The organism is Paraburkholderia monticola (genome assembly GCF_001580545.1).
GTDB lineage: Bacteria > Pseudomonadota > Gammaproteobacteria > Burkholderiales > Burkholderiaceae > Paraburkholderia > Paraburkholderia monticola.
The window spans coordinates 467,840-484,589 of the sequence record NZ_LRBG01000038.1 but is presented as its reverse complement, the minus strand read 5'-3'; the positions used below and the strand labels follow the sequence as shown (position 1 = coordinate 484,589).

At 66.8% G+C, this 16,750-nt stretch carries 14 protein-coding genes; 6 read left to right on the top strand and 8 right to left on the bottom strand.

What is annotated here, in order from left to right:
- Positions 1 to 8 precede the first annotated feature (8 nt).
- From CI15_RS29650 to CI15_RS29640, 3 genes are all read left to right on the top strand, one after another.
- Positions 9 to 1,010 (top strand): FAD binding domain-containing protein, encoded by a 1,002-nt coding sequence (locus tag CI15_RS29650; protein ID WP_062135421.1) that lies wholly within the window; start codon positions 9 to 11, stop codon positions 1,008 to 1,010.
- Positions 1,007 to 3,220 carry a xanthine dehydrogenase family protein molybdopterin-binding subunit gene (locus tag CI15_RS29645; protein ID WP_062135417.1) on the top strand — a complete coding sequence of 738 codons (2,214 nt, stop codon included), beginning with the start codon at positions 1,007 to 1,009 and terminating at the stop codon, positions 3,218 to 3,220. The genes CI15_RS29650 and CI15_RS29645 overlap by 4 nt, the downstream gene beginning before the upstream one ends.
- A 122-nt stretch (positions 3,221 to 3,342) precedes the next feature.
- The gene (locus CI15_RS29640; protein WP_062135414.1) at positions 3,343 to 3,930 is read left to right on the top strand and encodes a nucleotidyltransferase family protein; all 588 of its coding nucleotides are present in this window, start codon (positions 3,343 to 3,345) and stop codon (positions 3,928 to 3,930) included.
- Here CI15_RS29640 and CI15_RS29635 read toward each other — a convergent pair.
- Positions 3,927 to 4,637: a Crp/Fnr family transcriptional regulator gene (locus tag CI15_RS29635; protein WP_062135411.1), complete on the bottom strand. Its 711-nt coding sequence runs from the start codon at positions 4,635 to 4,637 to the stop codon at positions 3,927 to 3,929. The genes CI15_RS29640 and CI15_RS29635 overlap by 4 nt on opposite strands.
- Positions 4,638 to 4,726: 89 nt before the next feature.
- Here CI15_RS29635 and CI15_RS29630 point away from each other — a divergent pair, with 89 nt between their 5' ends.
- Together CI15_RS29630 and CI15_RS29625 are read left to right on the top strand one after the other, a co-directional pair.
- Positions 4,727 to 5,494, top strand: coding sequence for a class II aldolase/adducin family protein (locus CI15_RS29630; protein ID WP_062135408.1), 768 nt, complete (start codon positions 4,727 to 4,729; stop codon positions 5,492 to 5,494).
- A gap of 87 nt (positions 5,495 to 5,581) precedes the next feature.
- Positions 5,582 to 6,637, top strand: a complete 1,056-nt coding sequence (locus CI15_RS29625) for a 2-dehydropantoate 2-reductase (protein WP_062135405.1) — start codon at positions 5,582 to 5,584, stop codon at positions 6,635 to 6,637.
- 21 nt (positions 6,638 to 6,658) lie between these two features.
- Here the strand turns inward: CI15_RS29625 and CI15_RS29620 are convergent, their stop codons facing one another.
- From CI15_RS29620 to CI15_RS29605, 4 genes are all read right to left on the bottom strand, one after another.
- Positions 6,659 to 7,444, bottom strand: a complete 786-nt coding sequence (locus CI15_RS29620; protein WP_062135402.1) for an OmpW/AlkL family protein — start codon at positions 7,442 to 7,444, stop codon at positions 6,659 to 6,661.
- Between the two features lie 87 nt (positions 7,445 to 7,531).
- Positions 7,532 to 9,322: an acyl-CoA dehydrogenase C-terminal domain-containing protein gene (locus tag CI15_RS29615; RefSeq protein WP_062135399.1), complete on the bottom strand. Its 1,791-nt coding sequence runs from the start codon at positions 9,320 to 9,322 to the stop codon at positions 7,532 to 7,534.
- A gap of 14 nt (positions 9,323 to 9,336) precedes the next feature.
- Positions 9,337 to 10,284 carry an electron transfer flavoprotein subunit alpha/FixB family protein gene (locus CI15_RS29610; protein ID WP_062135396.1) on the bottom strand — a complete coding sequence of 316 codons (948 nt, stop codon included), beginning with the start codon at positions 10,282 to 10,284 and terminating at the stop codon, positions 9,337 to 9,339.
- Between the two features lie 10 nt (positions 10,285 to 10,294).
- Entirely contained in the window at positions 10,295 to 11,047 is a 753-nt protein-coding gene (locus CI15_RS29605; protein WP_062135391.1) for an electron transfer flavoprotein subunit beta/FixA family protein, read from the bottom strand.
- Between the two features lie 303 nt (positions 11,048 to 11,350).
- Here CI15_RS29605 and CI15_RS29600 point away from each other — a divergent pair, with 303 nt between their 5' ends.
- The gene (locus CI15_RS29600; RefSeq protein WP_062135388.1) at positions 11,351 to 14,098 is read left to right on the top strand and encodes a winged helix-turn-helix domain-containing protein; all 2,748 of its coding nucleotides are present in this window, start codon (positions 11,351 to 11,353) and stop codon (positions 14,096 to 14,098) included.
- A gap of 34 nt (positions 14,099 to 14,132) precedes the next feature.
- Here CI15_RS29600 and CI15_RS29595 read toward each other — a convergent pair whose 3' ends face one another.
- From CI15_RS29595 to CI15_RS29585, 3 genes are all read right to left on the bottom strand, one after another.
- Entirely contained in the window at positions 14,133 to 15,350 is a 1,218-nt protein-coding gene (locus tag CI15_RS29595) for a DUF445 domain-containing protein (RefSeq protein WP_241495981.1), read from the bottom strand.
- Positions 15,347 to 16,180, bottom strand: coding sequence for a poly(3-hydroxyalkanoate) depolymerase (gene phaZ / locus CI15_RS29590; protein ID WP_062136249.1), 834 nt, complete (start codon positions 16,178 to 16,180; stop codon positions 15,347 to 15,349). Before phaZ ends, CI15_RS29595 begins: the two co-directional genes overlap by 4 nt.
- A gap of 76 nt (positions 16,181 to 16,256) precedes the next feature.
- Complete coding sequence (locus tag CI15_RS29585; RefSeq protein WP_062135382.1) at positions 16,257 to 16,694, bottom strand: phasin family protein; 438 nt, start codon at positions 16,692 to 16,694, stop codon at positions 16,257 to 16,259.
- Positions 16,695 to 16,750: the final 56 nt, after the last annotated feature.

Sequence of the window (16,750 nt, the reverse complement as noted above, 5' to 3'; positions counted from 1 at the left end):
AGACCGACATGGATGCGATCTCCTACGAACGCGCGAGCGACGTCGCCGGCGCGGTGCGCGCCGCGCAGCAGCCGGGCGCGGTATTTATCGGCGGCGGCACGAATCTGCTCGATCTGATGAAAGGCGGCGTCGCACGGCCGGTGCGGCTGATCGATATCACGCACATCGGCGGCCTCGACTCGGTCACGACGCTGCCCGGCGGCGGCATCCGCATCGGCGCGCTGGTGCGCAACAGCGACGCGGCCAATCATGCGCTGGTGCGCGAGCAGTACCCGCTGCTGTCGCAGGCGCTGCTCGCGGGCGCGTCCGCGCAGTTGCGCAACATGGCGACGGTCGGCGGCAATCTGCTGCAACGCACGCGCTGCGGCTACTTCTACGACACCGCGTTCACGCAATGCAACAAGCGCGTGCCCGGCAGCGGCTGCGCGGCGCTCGACGGCCACAACCGCATGCACGCGATCCTCGGTGCGAGCCCGCAATGCATCGCGGTCAATCCGTCGGACATGAGCGTGGCGCTCGCCGCGCTCGATGCGCTGGTGCGCGTGAGCGGCCCGAACGGCGAGCGCACGATCGCCATCGCCGATTTCCACCGTCTACCGGGCGACCGGCCCGACGTCGACACGACCTTGCAGCCGGGCGAGCTGATCACCGCCGTCGATCTGCCGCCGCCGCTTTTCAGCGCGCATTCGCACTATCTGAAGGTGCGTGACCGCGCCAGCTACGCGTTTGCGCTGGTATCGGTCGCGGCCGCGCTGCAGATGGACGGCGAGCGCGTGCAGAGTGCGCGCATCGCGCTCGGCGGCGTCGCGCACAAACCATGGCGCGCGAACGCGGCCGAGCAGATGCTGAGCGGCCAGCCGCTCAGCCAGGCCACGCTGAAGAACGCCGCCGCGGCCGCGTTGAGCGGCGCGCAGCCGCGCCACGACAACGCGTTCAAGGTCCAGCTCGCGCAACGCGCGATCGTGCGCGCGGTCAATCAGGCCGCCGGTCACGCGGGAGGTGTCGCATGAATCTGATCGGACAACCGCTCGATCGCGTCGACGGTCTGTTGAAGGTGACCGGCGACGCCCGTTATGCAGCCGAATTCCCCGAGGCGCGACTCGCGCATGCCGTGCTCGTGACGAGCACGATCGCAGCCGGCACGATCGCGTCGATCGATGCGAGCCGCGCCGAGTCGCTACCGGGCGTGCTGCTCGTGATGACCTACCAGAACGCGCCACGCCTGCCGAACGGCGGCAAGCCCCCACTCGCGCCGCCGGCGGGCAGGCACCTGTCGCTGCTGCAGGACAACGCGGTGCATTACAGCAACGAGCCGGTCGCGGTGGTCGTCGCCGATACGCTCGAACATGCGGCCGATGCCGCGCGCCAGTTGCGCATCGTCTATCAGCCGGGCACCGCGGCACTCGACTTCGCGCAGGCGAAGGCGCACGCGCACGCGCCGGACAAGCCGCAGGGCCGCCAGACCGACACCCAGCGCGGCAGCTTCGAGGACGGCATGCAAAGCGGCGAGGTGCATATCGACGCGACCTACACCACGCCGATCGAGCATCACAACCCGATGGAGCCGCACGCGACGATGGCGCACTGGGACGGCCCGCAACTGACGGTCTACGACTCGACCCAGGGCGTGAGCGGCGCCGCCCAGGTGCTCGCGAAGACGTTCGGCATCCCGGCCACCGACGTGCGCGTGATCTCGCCGCTGATCGGCGGCGGTTTCGGCTGCAAGGGCTCGTCGTGGTCGCACGTGTCGCTGTGCGCGATGGCCGCGCGGCAAACCGGGCGGCCGGTGCGGCTCGCGCTCGAACGTCCGCAGATGTTCGGCCCGGTCGGCGCTCGGCCGCGCACCGAGCAGCACTTCGTGATCGCCGCGCGGCGCGACGGTACGCTGACCGCGATGCGTCACGACAGCTTCTCGAACACATCGATGATCGAAGATTGGACCGAGACCTGCTGCATGGTCACGCGCATGCTGTACGCGGTGCCCAACCAGGTGACGACGCACCGCCTCGTGCAACTGAATGTCGGCACGCCGACCTTCATGCGCGCGCCCGGTGAAACCACCGGCTCGTTCGCGCTCGAATCGGCGATGGACGAACTCGCCGTAGCGCTGAAGATGGACCCGCTCGCGCTGCGCCTGAAGAACTACGCGGACAGCGATCCGCAGGAGCTCAAGCCGTGGTCGGGCAAGTCGCTGCGCGAGTGCTACCAGATCGGCGCCGAGAAGTTCGGCTGGTCGCGTCGTGCGCATGCGCCGCGTTCGATGCGCGAAGGCGACACGCTGATCGGCTACGGCATGGCGACCGCAACCTATCCGGCCAATCGCAGCGAGGCGTCGGCGCTGGCGCAGATTCTTCCCGATGGCACCGCGGTGGTCGCATCGGGCACGCAGGATCTCGGCACCGGCACCTACACCGTGATGACCCAGGTCGCCGCCGATGCGCTCGGCTTCACGCCCGAGCAGATCCGCTTCGCGCTCGGCGATTCGACGCTGCCGCGCGCGCCGGTCTCGGGCGGCTCGCAGTCGGCGGCGAGCGTGTCGCCCGCGGTGCGCGACGCGGCGAGCCAGGCGCGCAGCCAGCTGATTGCGCTGGCGCTCGCCGACGCGGCCTCGCCCGTGCATGGCCTGCCGCTCGACGACGTCACCGTCGAGGGCGGCTGGGTCGTGAGCCGCTCGCAACCCGCCAAACGCGATCCGGCCGCGGCGATCATCGCGCGCTCGGGCGGCAAGATGATCGAGGCGAGCGCGACCGCGAAGCCCGGCGACGAGAAGCAGAAGTACTCGTTCCACTCGTTCGGCGCGGTATTCGTCGAAGTCCACGTCGATGCCGAACTCGGCACGATCCGCGTGCCGCGCGTGGTCGCGGTGTACGACGTCGGCCGCGTGCTGAACCACAAGACCGCGCGCAGCCAGATGCTGGGCGGCATCGTGTGGGGCATCGGCGCGGCGCTGCAGGAGGAAAGCACGCTCGATACGCGCTACGGGCGCTTCACGAACGCGAACCTCGCCGAGTATCACGTGCCGGTGAACGCCGATATCGGCACGCTCGACATCACGTTCCTCGACCGCCCCGATCCGTATATCAACTCGCTCGGCGTGCGCGGTGTCGGCGAGATCGGCATCACGGCCGTGGCGGCGGCGATCGCGAATGCGGTGTATCACGCGACCGGCGTGCGAGTGCGCGACCTGCCGATCACGCTGGACAAGGTGGTGCGCACCTGAACGGGCGACGGTGAGCGGCGGATGGCACGGGTCGCCGCGCGGCGGGCGGCCCGCATTGCCGCTTGCCTCGCACCGCGTTGCATCGCACAATCGAGGGCATTCGTGATTACCGGTATCCACCGATGGCCTACGCCTCGGCCGCCACTGGCGTGTTGCTCGCTGCCGGCTTCGGCTCGCGCTTCGACCCGCACGGGCTGCACAACAAGCTGCTGGCGCGCATGCCCGACGGCACGCCGGTCGCGCATGAAGCCGCGCATCGGCTGCTGCGCGTCGTGACGAAGGTGCTCGCCGTGGTGCGGCCGGGCTCCGACGCGCTCGCCCGCGTGCTGAACGACGCCGGCTGCGATGTCGTGTTCGCGCAGGGCGCCGAGCGCGGCATGGGCGCGAGCCTCGCGGCGGGCATCGCGGCGAGCGACGACGCCGACGGCTGGATCGTCGCGCTCGCCGACATGCCGCGCATCGCCCTTCCCAGCATCGAAGCGGTCGCCCGCGCGCTCGACAACGGCGCGCCGCTCGTCGCGCCGTTCTACGACGGCCAGCGCGGCCATCCGGTCGGCTTCGGCATCGAGCATCGCGACGCGTTGCTCGCGCTCGACGGCGACACCGGCGCCAAAGCGCTGCTGATGTCGCAAGCGGTGACGCGCATCGACGTCGACGACCCGGGCATCTTGCGCGACGTCGATACGCCGGACGATTTGCGCGCGCTCTAACGGGTCGAATCCGGCTCGCCGAGACTGGCCGCCCGCAGCCGGTCGAAATCGAGAATGACGATTTCCCCGAATTTCAGGCTCACGATGCCTTGACTCTCGAGACTCCTGAGCAACTGATTGGTGGTCTGCCGCGACAGCGACACCATCGAAGCCAGGCTGTCCTGCGAGACGCGGATCCTCGTCTGCGGCGCATTCAGACCGCCATATCCGCCGGCGATCACCAGCAAGCGGTTCGCCACACGCTGCGCCGCGGGCAATAGCGTGATCGCCTCGGTGTTCTCGAACGACACCCGCAGTCGATGCGCCATCAACAACGCGAACTCGCGCCAATAGGCCGGCGTGGCTTCGAGCAGATCCCGTAGCGCGGCTTCGGGCACGTGCAACAACAGCGTTCGGCTGACGGCGGTCGCATCGTTCGGACGCGGCAGCCCGTCGAACAGCGAGATTTCGCCGATCCACGCGGTCGGTCCGAGCTCCGCGAGCAAGGCCTCTTTGCCGTCCAGGCCGACCGAACCGAAGGCGAGCGTGCCGCCCAGCACCGCATACAGACCATCGAAGCGGTCGCCGCGCCGATACAGCGCCTGACCTTTCTCGATCGTAAGCAACACAGCGCGACTGACCAGGTCGTCGCGCAACTCGACGGGCAAACTCCGGAACCACGGCGTCGTTTCGAGTTGCGAGCGGTAGCGCTGCAGGCTGGATTCCATTGGCATATCGACCTGTCGTGTATCTGACAGATTTTAGGCGGCTTCGCGCTCATCATAGGGACTCGCATCCTCAAACAAGGAGTACCGACGTGAGCTCATCCGCAATCAGTCTGAAGAACGACGTTTCGCCGGCCGAATGGGAGGCGCGCGTCAATCTCGCGGCCGCCTACCGTCTCACCGCGCTGTTCGGGTGGGACGATCTGGTGTTCACCCACATCTCGGCGCGCGTGCCGGGCCCCGAGCATCACTTTCTGATCAACCCGTACGGCATGATGTTCGACGAGATCACCGCGTCTTCGCTGGTCAAGATCGATCTCGACGGCCGCAAGGTCAGCGAGTCGCCGTATGACGTCAATCCGGCTGGTTTCACGATCCATAGCGCGATTCATGCGGCGCGCGAAGACGCGCTTTGCGTGATGCACACGCACTCGGTCAACGGTGTGGCCGTGTCGGCTCAGCAGGAAGGCTTGTTGCCGCTCTCGCAGCAATCGCTCGGGGTGCTCGCCTCGCTCGGCTATCACGACTACGAGGGCATCGCGCTCAACGAAGCCGAAAAGCCGCGTCTCGTTCAGGACCTCGGACACAACACCAATCTGATGCTGCGCAACCATGGCCTGCTGACGGTCGGCAAAACGCCGGCGGACGCGTTCGTCGCCATGTACTTCTTCGAGGCGGCCTGCATGATCCAGGTGCGCGCGCAGGCAGGCGGCGGCAAGCTCATCCCTATCGCGCAGCCGATTCTCGACAACATCAAGGAGCAGATCAAGGTCGCGACGCGGGGCGCCACGCCAGGCGCGCTCGTGTGGCCCGGCCTGCTGCGCCGGCTCGATCGCCGCAACCCTGGCTTTGCCGACTAACGGCCCGGCGGTCACGCAAAGCATCAAGGACCGCGTTGCCGAGGCGACGCAACGCGGCTGCAATCGGTAAGCGAGGTGAGAATCCGTATGGCAAAGATCTATATCTATGGCGCCGGTTCGATTGGCTGCTACGTCGGCGGACGACTGCTGGCGGGCGGCAGCGACGTGCGATTCATCGGGCGTGCGCGGATTGCCGGGCAGTTGCGCAGCCACGGCATCACGCTGTCGCGGCACGACGATAGCCGCTGGCATGTGCCTGCCGAACGGGCCGTCGTGTCGACCGACGCCTCCGCCGCGGCCGACGCCGACCTCGTGCTGGTCACGGTCAAATCCGCCGCGACGGCGACGGCCGGCGCGGAACTGGCGAGTGTGCTGCGCCCCGGCGCGGTCGTCGTGAGTTTCCAGAACGGTGTCGGCAATGCGGACGTCCTGCGTGCCGCACTGCCTCGGCACACGGTGCTGGAAGGGATGGTGCCGTTCAACGTGGTCGAACGTGGTCCCGGCGCCTTTCACCAGGGTTCGGCGGGCGACCTCGAGATCCGGCTGACGCCGGCCATGCAGCCGTTCGTCGACGCGTTCAGGCGCGCGGGGCTGCCGCTGATCCAGCACAAGGACATGGTGTCGGTGCAGTGGGCCAAGCTGTTGCTGAACCTGAACAACGCCATCAACGCGCTGGCGAGCCGGCCTTTGAAGGAGGAGCTGTCGCAACACGCGTACCGTCTCTGCCTCGCCCTGGCGCAAAAGGAAGCGCTCGCGCTGCTGAAGCGGGCCGCGATCCGGCCGGCCAGAGTGACGCCGCTGCCGACCCCATGGATACCCCACGTGCTCGGCGTACCCGATGCGTGGTTCGAACGGCTCGGCCGCGCGATGCTGACGATCGATCCGCTCGCGCGCTCGTCGATGTCCGACGATCTGGCAGCGGGCCGCGCCACGGAAATCGACTGGATCAATGGCGAGGTCGTGCGCCTCGCCGAGCGCCTCGGACAAACCGCGCCCGTCAACGCGCGACTCTGTGAGCTGGTCCGGCAAGCCGAGCGGGCCGACGTGCGGCCTGCGTGGTCGGGTGAAGCGCTGCTGGCCGAGTTGCGGGCCGCGGCACAGGCCGTCGCGGTCGATACCGTGACACCGCGCAACGCGGTCTGAAGCCCCGGCACCGCGCAAATGCTAGAACCGGTACCCCACCCCGACGAACGTGATCCACGGATTCGCGGTGATATGCGTCTTGTTGGTCAGCACGGGCTGGCCGTTGGCCGCAATGGCCGAGACCGTCGCATTGGTCTTCAGCGGCAGATAGGTCACCGACACGTTGGCGTACCAGTTCTTGCTGATGTTGTAGGACGCACCGGCATTGAAGGCGGGATTCCATGAGGAGCTCAGCTCCACCCTGGCCTGACCGCCGGGTCCCGCGACCTGCTGCAATGCGCTGCTGAAACTCGAATTCAGCTCGCTGTGCGAATACCACGTGTAATTGACGCCCACACCGAGGAACGGACGCAAGCGCGTCTGCGGCTCGCCGAAGTAGTACTTGAAGAACAGAATGGGTGGCCAGGACCGGGTCGTCGCGAGCGGTTGCAGCTTGCCGAAGTCGAGCGTCGGGCCGTGCGGACCGAACGGCGCCGCCGTCCCCTGCGCGTAGAGTTTGAGCTCGGGCGGCACACCCGTCGCCAGGTCCAGCGCGATATGGTCCGTGACGAAATACGTGAACGCGAGTTCGGCGGTGAACGTATTGTGAATCTGACCACCGGTTCCCGGCGACGTAAACGTGCCCACCGCCGAACTACTCTGCAACGCCGTTGCCGACGACCCGCCGAAGTCCATCCATGTGCCGCCGACCGTCGTGATCAAGCTGCCCGCGCTCTGTGCCATCGCGCCGCCACACATCAAGCCGGGGATCAACGCGAGACAGGCGACCCGTTTGCGTTTCGATCTCAGCTTCCTTTTTGGTTTCATGCTCTCCTTCCATTATTCATTCGTTCTCCGGAATGAATGGCCTGGTGCTTCGGCCTTTCATTCCGGATATGCTCCGACGGAATCGCCTCAGAACTGCTCGTTCGAGATATCGAAGGCCCCGGAAGCGCCGTGCAGAATCGTCTCTTTGAATGCGTGCGCTTTCGGCAGAATCTTTTCCGTGTAGAACCGCGCAGTGGCGAGCTTGGTCCGGTGAAATTCCGGATCTTCGTCGGCGGCAAGTTTTCGGGCCGCGACGAGCGCCGCACGCGCCATCTGCCAACCGCCGCAGACGTAGCCCAGCATCATCAGGTATTCGACCGAGCTGGCCAGCGCCGCATCGACGTCGGTCGTCAAGGCGCGCAGCAGCCACCGCGTCGCGTCTTCGAGCGCCTGCACGCTGGCCGCGAACGCGCTGCCGATCGAAGCAAGCTGCGCATCCGTGCTGCGTTCGAGTTCGAGCGCGACGCCGCGCATTTGCGCGACCAGTTCGAACAGCGCGGCCCCGCCGTCCGACGCGAGCTTGCGTCCCACCAGATCGGCGGCCTGAATGCCTGTCGTGCCCTCGTAGATCGTCGCGATTCGCGCGTCGCGCAGAAACTGGCACGCACCGGTTTCCTCGATATAGCCCATCCCGCCATGCACCTGCACACCGAGCGACGCAAGCTCGACGCCAAGCTCGGTGCACCATCCCTTCAGCACCGGAATCAGCAGGTCGACACGCGCCTGAGCGCGCGCTCGCGCGGCATCGTCCGCGTCCCGGTGCGAGCGATCCATGTCGGCGGCCATCACATAGGCGAACGCGCGCATGGCCTCGATCTGCGACTTCATCGTCAGCAACATGCGCCGCACGTCGGGGTGGTGAATGATCGCGACCGCGCCGGCCGAGCGGCTTCCCGCGGCGCGCCCCTGCACCCGCTCCTTCGCATACTCGCGAGCTTGCTGGTACGCGCGTTCGGCCATCGCGAGCCCCTGAATGCCGACCTTCTGGCGCGCTTCGTTCATCATCGTGAACATATGCGCGAGACCTTTGTTCTCGTGGCCGACGAGGTAGCCGATCGCGCCGTCCTTGTCGCCGAAGCTCATCACGCAGGTCGGACTCGCATGGATACCGAGCTTGTGTTCGAGCGATACGCAATGGACGTCGTTGTGCGCGCCCAGCGAACCGTCGGCGTTGAGCAGGAACTTCGGCACGAGAAACAGCGAAATGCCGCGCACGCCTTCCGGCGCGTCCGGCGTGCGCGCGAGCACGAGATGGACGACGTTGTCCGTCATATCGTGGTCGCCCCACGTGATGAAGATCTTCTGACCAGACAGGCGATAGTGATCGCCCTCCGGCACCGCCTTCGTGCGCACCGCGGCCAGGTCCGAGCCGGCTTGCGGCTCGGTCAGGTTCATCGTGGCCGTCCACGCGCCGCCGATCATTTTGGGCAGATAACGTTGCTTCAGTTCGTCGGAGCCGTGCTGGCGCAAAGCCTCGGTCGCGCCGGCCGTCAACAGCGGACACAACGCGAACGCCATGTTCGACGAATTCCACATCTCCACGGTCGCCGCCTGCAGCAGTTCGGGCAGCCCCTGGCCGCCGAACGCGGGGTCGCCGCTCAGGCCGTTCCATCCTCCCGCGGCGAATTGGTGGTACGCCTGCGCGAAACCATCGGAGGCGATCACGCCGTCCGCGGCGAGACGCGCGCCCGTTTCGTCGCCGGTCCTGTTCAGCGGCGCCAGCACTTCCGCCGCGAGTTTCGAGGCTTCTTCGAGGACGGCTTCCGCCAGTTCCGGCGACACTTCCTCGAAGCCCGGCAACGACGCCAGCGCGCCGAGATCCGCCAGTTCCGTCATCGCGAAGCGCATGTCGCGCAGCGGTGCAATATAGGTGCTCATCGTTTCGTCCCGAATCAGTTCTGCTGCAGTTTGTCGAGCTCGCCGGACAGCTCCGGCAAGACCTTGAAGAGATCACCGACGATCCAGTAGTCGGCGACCTGGAAAATCGGCGCCTCCTCATCCTTGTTGATCGCGACGATCACCTTCGAATCCTTCATGCCGGCCAGATGCTGGATCGCCCCCGAAATGCCGACGGCGATATACAACTGCGGCGCGATGACCTTGCCGGTCTGGCCGACCTGGTAGTCGTTCGGCACGAAGCCGGCGTCCACGGCCGCGCGCGATGCGCCGACGGCCGCGCCGAGCTTGTCGGCGAGTTCATCGAGCAAGGCGAAGTTCTCCGCGGAGCCCATCCCCCGGCCGCCCGAGATCACGCGCTGCGCGGAGGTCAGATCCGGGCGCTCCGAGCGCGTCAGTTGCTGGCTCACGAAGCGCGCGCCCCGCACTTCGGCGGCGGCTTCGAGCGCTTCGATCGCGGCCGACGCGCCTTGCGGCGCGGCCGCCGCGAAAGCCGTCGTGCGAACGGTGACGACCTTGACGGCATCCGCGCTGCGCACGGTCGCAAGCACGTTGCCCGCATAGATGGGGCGCACGAACGTATCGGCGGACTGGACCGCGACGATGTCGGAGATCTGCGCGACGTCGAGCAACGCGGCCACGCGCGGCATCACGTTCTTCGCGGTCGTGGTGGCCGGCGCGACGATGTGGCTGTAGGGGCCGCCCACCTTCACGATCAGCGCGGCGAGGTTTTCGGCCAACGCATGAGCGTAGTGCGGGGCGTCGACGGCGAGTACGCGCGCGACGCCCGCGACCTGAGCCGCCTGCTCGCACACCGTCGCGCATTGCGATCCGGCGACGAGCACATGAATTTCGCCGCCGAGTTGCGCGGCGGCCGCGACGGCATTCAGCGTGGCCGTCTTGAGCGCCTGATTGTCGTGCTCTGCAATAACGAGTACCGGCATGTGTCTCCCCTTATCCAATGACTTGTGCAACGTTTTTCAGCTTGCTGACCAGTTCGGCGGCGTCGGCCACGCGCACGCCCGCGGCGCGCTTCGCGGGTTCCGCGAGCGTCAGCGTGGTGAGCCGCGGCGTCACGTCGACGTCGAGCGCGGCCGGCGTCACGACCTCGAGCGGCTTCTTCTTCGCCTTCATGATGTTGGGCAGCGTCGCGTAGCGCGGCGTGTTCAGGCGCAGATCGGCGGTGATGACGGCCGGCAGATCGACTTCGAGCGTTTCCAGTCCACCGTCGATCTCGCGCGTCACCGTGGCCTTGCCCGCTGCGAGCGTCACCTGCGAGGCAAACGTCGCCTGCGGCCAGCTGAGCAGCGCCGCGAGCATCTGACCGACCTGATTGGCGTCGTCGTCGATGGCCTGCTTGCCGAGCACGACCAGTTGCGGTTGCTCCTTCTCGACCAGCGCCTTCAGCAGCTTCGCGACCGCGAGCGGCTGCAGCTCGGCGTCGGTCTCGACCAGCACCGCGCGGTCCGCGCCGATCGCCAGCGCGGTGCGCAGCGTTTCCTGGCAGGCTGGCACTCCGCACGACACCGCCACCACCTCGCTCACGGCACCGGCTTCCTTCATGCGCACGGCTTCTTCCACGCTGATTTCGTCGAACGGGTTCATCGACATCTTCACGTTGGCGATATCGACGGCGCTGCCGTCCGCCTTCACGCGAACGCGGACGTTCGCGTCCGCGACGCGCTTGACCGGTACAAGTACTTTCATGGGCGACTCACTCCTTGGGTTCATAGGCATGGGATGGGGGCAGTGACGGACCCGGCCGAAGCGTCCTCGCTTGTGCGTCGCAGCACGACGTAGCGCGGCGAAGCACGGCGGACGCGTCTCCTCCTGCGAGGCCGTTGGCGGTATCATCGGGCGAGGTCCCCGGACCGTTGCCGGGCTGCACGTCGATCTCCGCAATGCCATGCATGTTGACGGCGTGAGGCGTTGTGCAATATCCCCCGTATAGGGGACTGCGCCCGGATGGGCGGGGGATCGTCAGGCTTGCCCCGAATCTGCGAACCACCCATGCAAATGATCGACGTCACGGCGCGCGGCATGCCCTCCCTGCTTCTGGCCACGAAGCTCGTGCCACCGCGCTTGCCGTCCGGCCTGATCGAGCGGCCGCGACTGATCGAGCTGACGGCCCAGGCCGAAAACAAACGGCTCATCGTCATCAAGGCGCCCGCGGGCTTCGGCAAGACCTCGCTCGCGCTCGTATGGCTCGAGCGGCTGAAAGCGAGCGGCGCGCACGTGGCGTGGCTCTCGCTCGACCCCGACGACGACGAGCCAGCCCGGTTCCTCCACTATCTCGCGCAGGCCTTGCGCCACACCTGCGGCGGCGTCGGCGCATCGGCGATCGGACTGACGGCCGAGGCCTCGCTCGTGCCCGCGCAGTCGATCGTGGCGACCCTGATCAACGAGTTGCTCGAAGTCGATGACGAGGTCTATCTGTTCCTCGACGACTATCACCTGATCTGCCTGCCCGTCATTCACGAGGTCGTCGCGTTCTTTATCGAGCACATGCCGTCGCACGTGCATCTGGTGGTCTGTACACGGGACGATTCCGCGCTGCCGCTCGCGCGCCTGCGGGCCAGCAACGAACTGCTCGAAATCGACGCGGCGGCGCTGCGCTTCAACTTCGACGAAACGCAGTACTTCATCGAGCGCGAGTGTCCCGGCATGGGCGTGTCCACCGTCAAGTCGCTGTACGCGAGCACCGAGGGCTGGGCCGCGGCGCTACGGATTTCGGCCTCGGTGCTGGCACGCGAGGATCCGGCTCGCGGTGCCGGGGCAGGCACGCCGTCGGGCGCGTCGAGGCCGTTCGCCGCCTACCTCGAAGACATGCTCAAGCATCTGCCGGCGCAGAAGGTCGACTTCATGCTGCGCACGTCGATACTCGACCGGCTGACCGCCCCGCTGTGCGAGGCGGTCACGGGCGTCGAGGACAGTCAGCGCATGCTGGAGGCGATCGCCGCGCGCCAGCTTCTGCTCGAACCGATGGACCTCGAAGGGCGCGCGTTCCGCTATCACCATCTGATGCGCGACTACCTGTGCCAACGGCTCGAAACGCAGTACCGCCACGAAGTCGCGGACGTGCATCGCCGTGCGTATCAGTGGTACGCGCAGCAGGAGCAGTGGACGGACGCGGTGCGCCACGCGATCGCGGCCGGCGCGACCGACGAGGCGATCGCGCTGATGGGCCGCTGTGCGATGTCGCTCGTCACGAAGGGCGATCTGCTCACGCTGCTCGGCTGGCAGCGCCAGTTCCCGGCGCACCTGATGCGGGGCCAGTTGCAGGTGCGCCTCGCGATCGCCTGGGGGATGGCGCTGGCACTGCGCTTTGACGACGCGCTGACGATGCTCGATGCGCTCGAGCGCGACACCGCTGTCGACACGGGCGCCGAAACCGCGCGCATGCGCTGGGAGTGTCAGGCCATCCATGCGGTCCTCGCGGGCTTGCAGGACGACCCTCAACGCGCGCTGCCGATCGCGCAGGCCTGTCTCGATCGGCCGTCGGAAGATGCCTGGACCACCAACGTCGTGTCCAACGTCGTGCGCTTCGCGCACTGGAAAGCGGGCCGCCTCGAAGCGCTCTATGCGACGCCGTGGATTCCCTATTCGATCGAAGACGACCAGCGCAACGTGTTCTCGTCGGCGTACCGGCTGTGCCTGCTCGGCCATGCGGAAATGCAGCAGTTGCACTTCGTGCTGGCTGAGCGATATTTCATCCGATCGATGCATCTGGCCGAACGTTACTCGGGCCCGCAGTCGATCTCCGCCGCGCTGTGCGCGCCGATGCTCGCGCAAATCCGCTACGAGCAAGGCCGCCTCGATGAAGCCGAAGCGCTTCTGCTCGATCTGATGCCGATCGTCGATGCGGCCGTGCTGCTCGATAGCGTGCTGATCGCCTATCGTCTGCTGATCCGGATTGCGATCGCGCGCTCGAATTCCGCGCACGCCTACGCGCTGCTCGACCACGCGCAGGACCTCGGCCACCAGCGAGGCTGGCCGCGGCTCGTCGCCGCGGCGCTGGTCGAGCGCACGCGCTTGCATATCAGCGAAGGAAGAATGGCCGAAGCCACCGCGTGCGTGTATCAACTCGACGGACTCGCGGCGCGCGAGCCGCACTCGTCGACGCCGGTGTCGGCGGAAATCGACAACTATCGCGCACTCGCCGCGGGCTGCGTGGCGATGGCTCAGAGCCGCACGCGCGAAGCCGTCGACCATCTGAGCGAGGCGCTGCGCAGCGTTGAAAGCCGTCACGGCGACTACCTCGCGCTACGCTTGCGCACCACGCTCGCGCTCGCGTGGATGAGCGCGGGCCAGGTGGGCGAAGCAATCGGGACGTTCAGTGAAGTCGTCAAAGTGGCCGGTCCCGCCGGCATCTATCAGTCGATTCTCGACCAGGGTCCCAGCATCGGAACGCTGCTGCAAGCGATGCGCGACGATACCCGCAGTATCGCGGCCAACCCCGCGCGAGCGAAGGAGACGGCGAACTACATCGAGCGTCTTTGCGACGGCTGGCGTGCACTGTATCAGCCCGGCAGCCACGCCGCGCGCGACGCCGAACGCGAAGCGCTGAGCACCCGGGAGAGCGAAATAGTCGGCCTGATCGCGCAGGGGCAGTCGAACAAGGAAATCGCGCGCAGTCTCGGCATTGCGCCCGAGACGGTCAAATCGCACGTGAAGAGTATCTTCGTGAAGCTCGAGGTCGACAAACGCGCGCATGCGGTGTCGCGCGCGCAAGCGTTGGGGCTGCTGCGCCACGCCTAACGAGCGGGGCATCGCCGGGTCACCCGGCGCGTCGTCACCTCGCTACTGCGAATGCCGCGGCATGCAGCAGCACGCCCACCGTGCCGCCGACCAGCGTGCCGTTGATCCGCACGTATTGCAGATCGCGGCCGATCTGCGCTTCGATCTTGCGACTGACCTCCCGCGCGTTCCAGCTTTTGACGACCTCGACGATCAGCGCCGACAGTTGCCCGCGATAGCGCACGACCAGCGTGTGGGCAAGCTCCAGCCACCATGCGTTCAACTTGTGCTGAATCGCGGGCGCACCCGCGATTGCGTGGCCGAGCGAGACCAGCAATGCGGTCGCGATACCGTGCGCGGCCGGGCGCGTCGCGCCGAGGTCGGCCATCACGTGTGAGCGCGCGTGGTCGAGCAGCACGCGCGAATAGCCGGTCTGTCTGAAGTACCGGATGCAGTCCCGCATCAGCGACTTGCCCAGGCGGCGGTAGCTGCTCGACATCTGCAACTGCACGGCAAGATCCCGCAACGCGCCGTCGAACTGACGGCGCAGCGCGTGCTCCGGGTTCTCGACCACCTCGTGTACCAGCGTGACGATGCCCTCGACGAACCGGTCGACGATATACCCGTCGAATCGCGCGGGCGTGTAGCGCGACGCTTCGCTGAATTTCGCCTTCAGCAAGCCCGCGTTGTCGACGAGCCACTGCTCCAACGCCCTCAGTCCGCGCTCGACGAACGGTTGATGGCGCTCGCCTTCGGCGAGAATCCGCAGCATCTGCCCGGCGGCGCGCGATACGTCGAGCGTGCGCAAGCGCGGTATCACGATGCGGTCGATGAAGCGCGCCATGTCGTCTTCGTCGATCGCGTTCAGCAGGCCGGGCAGAGACCCGACGACGACATCCGCGACGGCCTCGCTGTTGGCCCTGTCGGCGAGCCACTGCGCCAGGGCTTGCGAAGCGTTGTGTTGCTGCAGCCTCGCCGTGATCAGTTCCGGCGCCAGGAAGTTATCTTCGACGAACTGCCCGAGGCTCTCGGCGATCCGTTGCTGATTGCGCGGGATGATCGCCGTATGCGGGATCGGCACACCCAACGGATGCCGGAACAGCGCGACCACCGCGTACCAGTCCGCGATCGCGCCGGCCGTCCCCGCCTCGGCAAAGGCTCGCACCCAGCCAAGCCACGGATACCGTGCCTCGTAGACGATGCACACGAGCAACAGCGCGAGCGTGCCGCCGAGCAGACAGGTGGCGGCCACCCGCATGCGGCGCAAGCTCAACCTTGCTCCGCGCGCAGAAACTTGCGCACGACCGGCGCGATTTCCCGCGCGCGCGTGATCAGGAACAGATGACCGTCGTCGATCACATACAGCGTGGCATGGGGGATACGCGCGGCAAGAATTTTCGCGTTGGACAGCGGCACGATCGGATCGTCGTTGCCATGCATGACGAGCGTCGTCTGGCGCAACGTACAGAGCCACAGCAGACTGGTCCAGCCCCATGCGGCCGTCAGTTGATACAGATAGCCGCGTCCACGCGGCGGCTGGATATGGCGGCTGTGCTCGCTGAGCAGGTCCGGATCGCGCCGGTAAGCGCCACCGTAGATCTCCGCGCCGACCCGTTGCAGATAGGCGGGATCGGTATAGCGTCGCGGCCCGATCAGCTTCGTGAGAACGGAGAGCTTGGCCGGCACCATCAGCACACCCGGCGACGTCGCGGCGAGAATCAGCCGGCGGCAGCGCTGCGGATAACTCCTCGCGAACTGCTGCGCGAGCGCGCCGCCCCACGATACGCCGAGCACGTCGACCGGCCCGTCGTGACCAAGCCGTTGCAGCAGTTTGTCGGTCAGCACGGCGAGGGTCGAAAAGCGGTATGGCGCCAGAGGCGCCGGCGAGCCGCCGACACCGGGAACGTCGAAAATGACGACGCCGACATCCCCGAGTGCTTCGACGAAAGGCTCGACCAATTCCAGATTGGCGCCAATCCCGTTGAAGATGACGAGCGGCGGCGAGGCATCGCTACCCTCCCGGACGCCGACACGCAGCAGTTGGCCGTCGAGATCGATCATCCGGATTTGCATGCTGCTGACAGACTCGGTCGTGGTATTCATTTCTTTCATCCGTATAAAACCTCTGCGCAACATCATTGCCCGTCGTATCGGCGTCCGCGGACGCCGTTGTCACAACTTAACGGGCCGGCCGCACCAGCGACTTCAACTCCTCGACGTTCTCGGCGACGCGGCGCGAGATCACCGCAAAGCTGTCGGCATGGACACGGTACGCCGTTTCGGCGAGTTCGCGCACGTCGCCCAGCGCCTTCTGCCACGCTTTCGACGCTTGCTGCGTCGCTTCTCCGGCGGCCGCGGCCGATGCCGGCTTGGCCGCTGCCGCCTGCTGCTGCGCGACCAGCGACTGCAGTCGGGTCATCGCCGCGTTCACGATCTCCGTCTGCTTCTGGCCGAGCGCCTGCAAACCTTGCAGCGCGGTCGTGTTGGCGGTTGCGAGCGCCTCGAAGTCCTTGCGGCGCGACTCCAGTACGGCGCTCGTGTCGAAGGCGGCCAGCTTGAACGGTTTGAAGAGCTTCAGGTACTCAGCGAAAAAGCTATTGTTCTGGGTTGTTTCCATGGTTGGTTCTCCGAATAAAACGGGTTGAATCGATGGCGACGAGAATCGCCGCCACG

What these genes read in the sequence shown, in the direction of transcription:
- CI15_RS29650 (WP_062135421.1), top strand. Translation starts at nt 9, where the DNA reads ATGGATGCGATCTCCTACGAACGCGCGAGCGACGTCGCCGGCGCGGTG.
- CI15_RS29645 (WP_062135417.1), top strand. Translation starts at nt 1,007, where the DNA reads ATGAATCTGATCGGACAACCGCTCGATCGCGTCGACGGTCTGTTGAAG.
- CI15_RS29640 (WP_062135414.1), top strand. Translation starts at nt 3,343, where the DNA reads ATGGCCTACGCCTCGGCCGCCACTGGCGTGTTGCTCGCTGCCGGCTTC.
- CI15_RS29635 (WP_062135411.1), bottom strand. Translation starts at nt 4,637, where the DNA reads ATGGAATCCAGCCTGCAGCGCTACCGCTCGCAACTCGAAACGACGCCG.
- CI15_RS29625 (WP_062135405.1), top strand. Translation starts at nt 5,582, where the DNA reads ATGGCAAAGATCTATATCTATGGCGCCGGTTCGATTGGCTGCTACGTC.
- CI15_RS29620 (WP_062135402.1), bottom strand. Translation starts at nt 7,444, where the DNA reads ATGAAACCAAAAAGGAAGCTGAGATCGAAACGCAAACGGGTCGCCTGT.
- CI15_RS29615 (WP_062135399.1), bottom strand. Translation starts at nt 9,322, where the DNA reads ATGAGCACCTATATTGCACCGCTGCGCGACATGCGCTTCGCGATGACG.
- CI15_RS29610 (WP_062135396.1), bottom strand. Translation starts at nt 10,284, where the DNA reads ATGCCGGTACTCGTTATTGCAGAGCACGACAATCAGGCGCTCAAGACG.
- CI15_RS29605 (WP_062135391.1), bottom strand. Translation starts at nt 11,047, where the DNA reads ATGAAAGTACTTGTACCGGTCAAGCGCGTCGCGGACGCGAACGTCCGC.
- CI15_RS29600 (WP_062135388.1), top strand. Translation starts at nt 11,351, where the DNA reads ATGCAAATGATCGACGTCACGGCGCGCGGCATGCCCTCCCTGCTTCTG.
- phaZ (WP_062136249.1), bottom strand. Translation starts at nt 16,180, where the DNA reads ATGAATACCACGACCGAGTCTGTCAGCAGCATGCAAATCCGGATGATC.
- CI15_RS29585 (WP_062135382.1), bottom strand. Translation starts at nt 16,694, where the DNA reads ATGGAAACAACCCAGAACAATAGCTTTTTCGCTGAGTACCTGAAGCTC.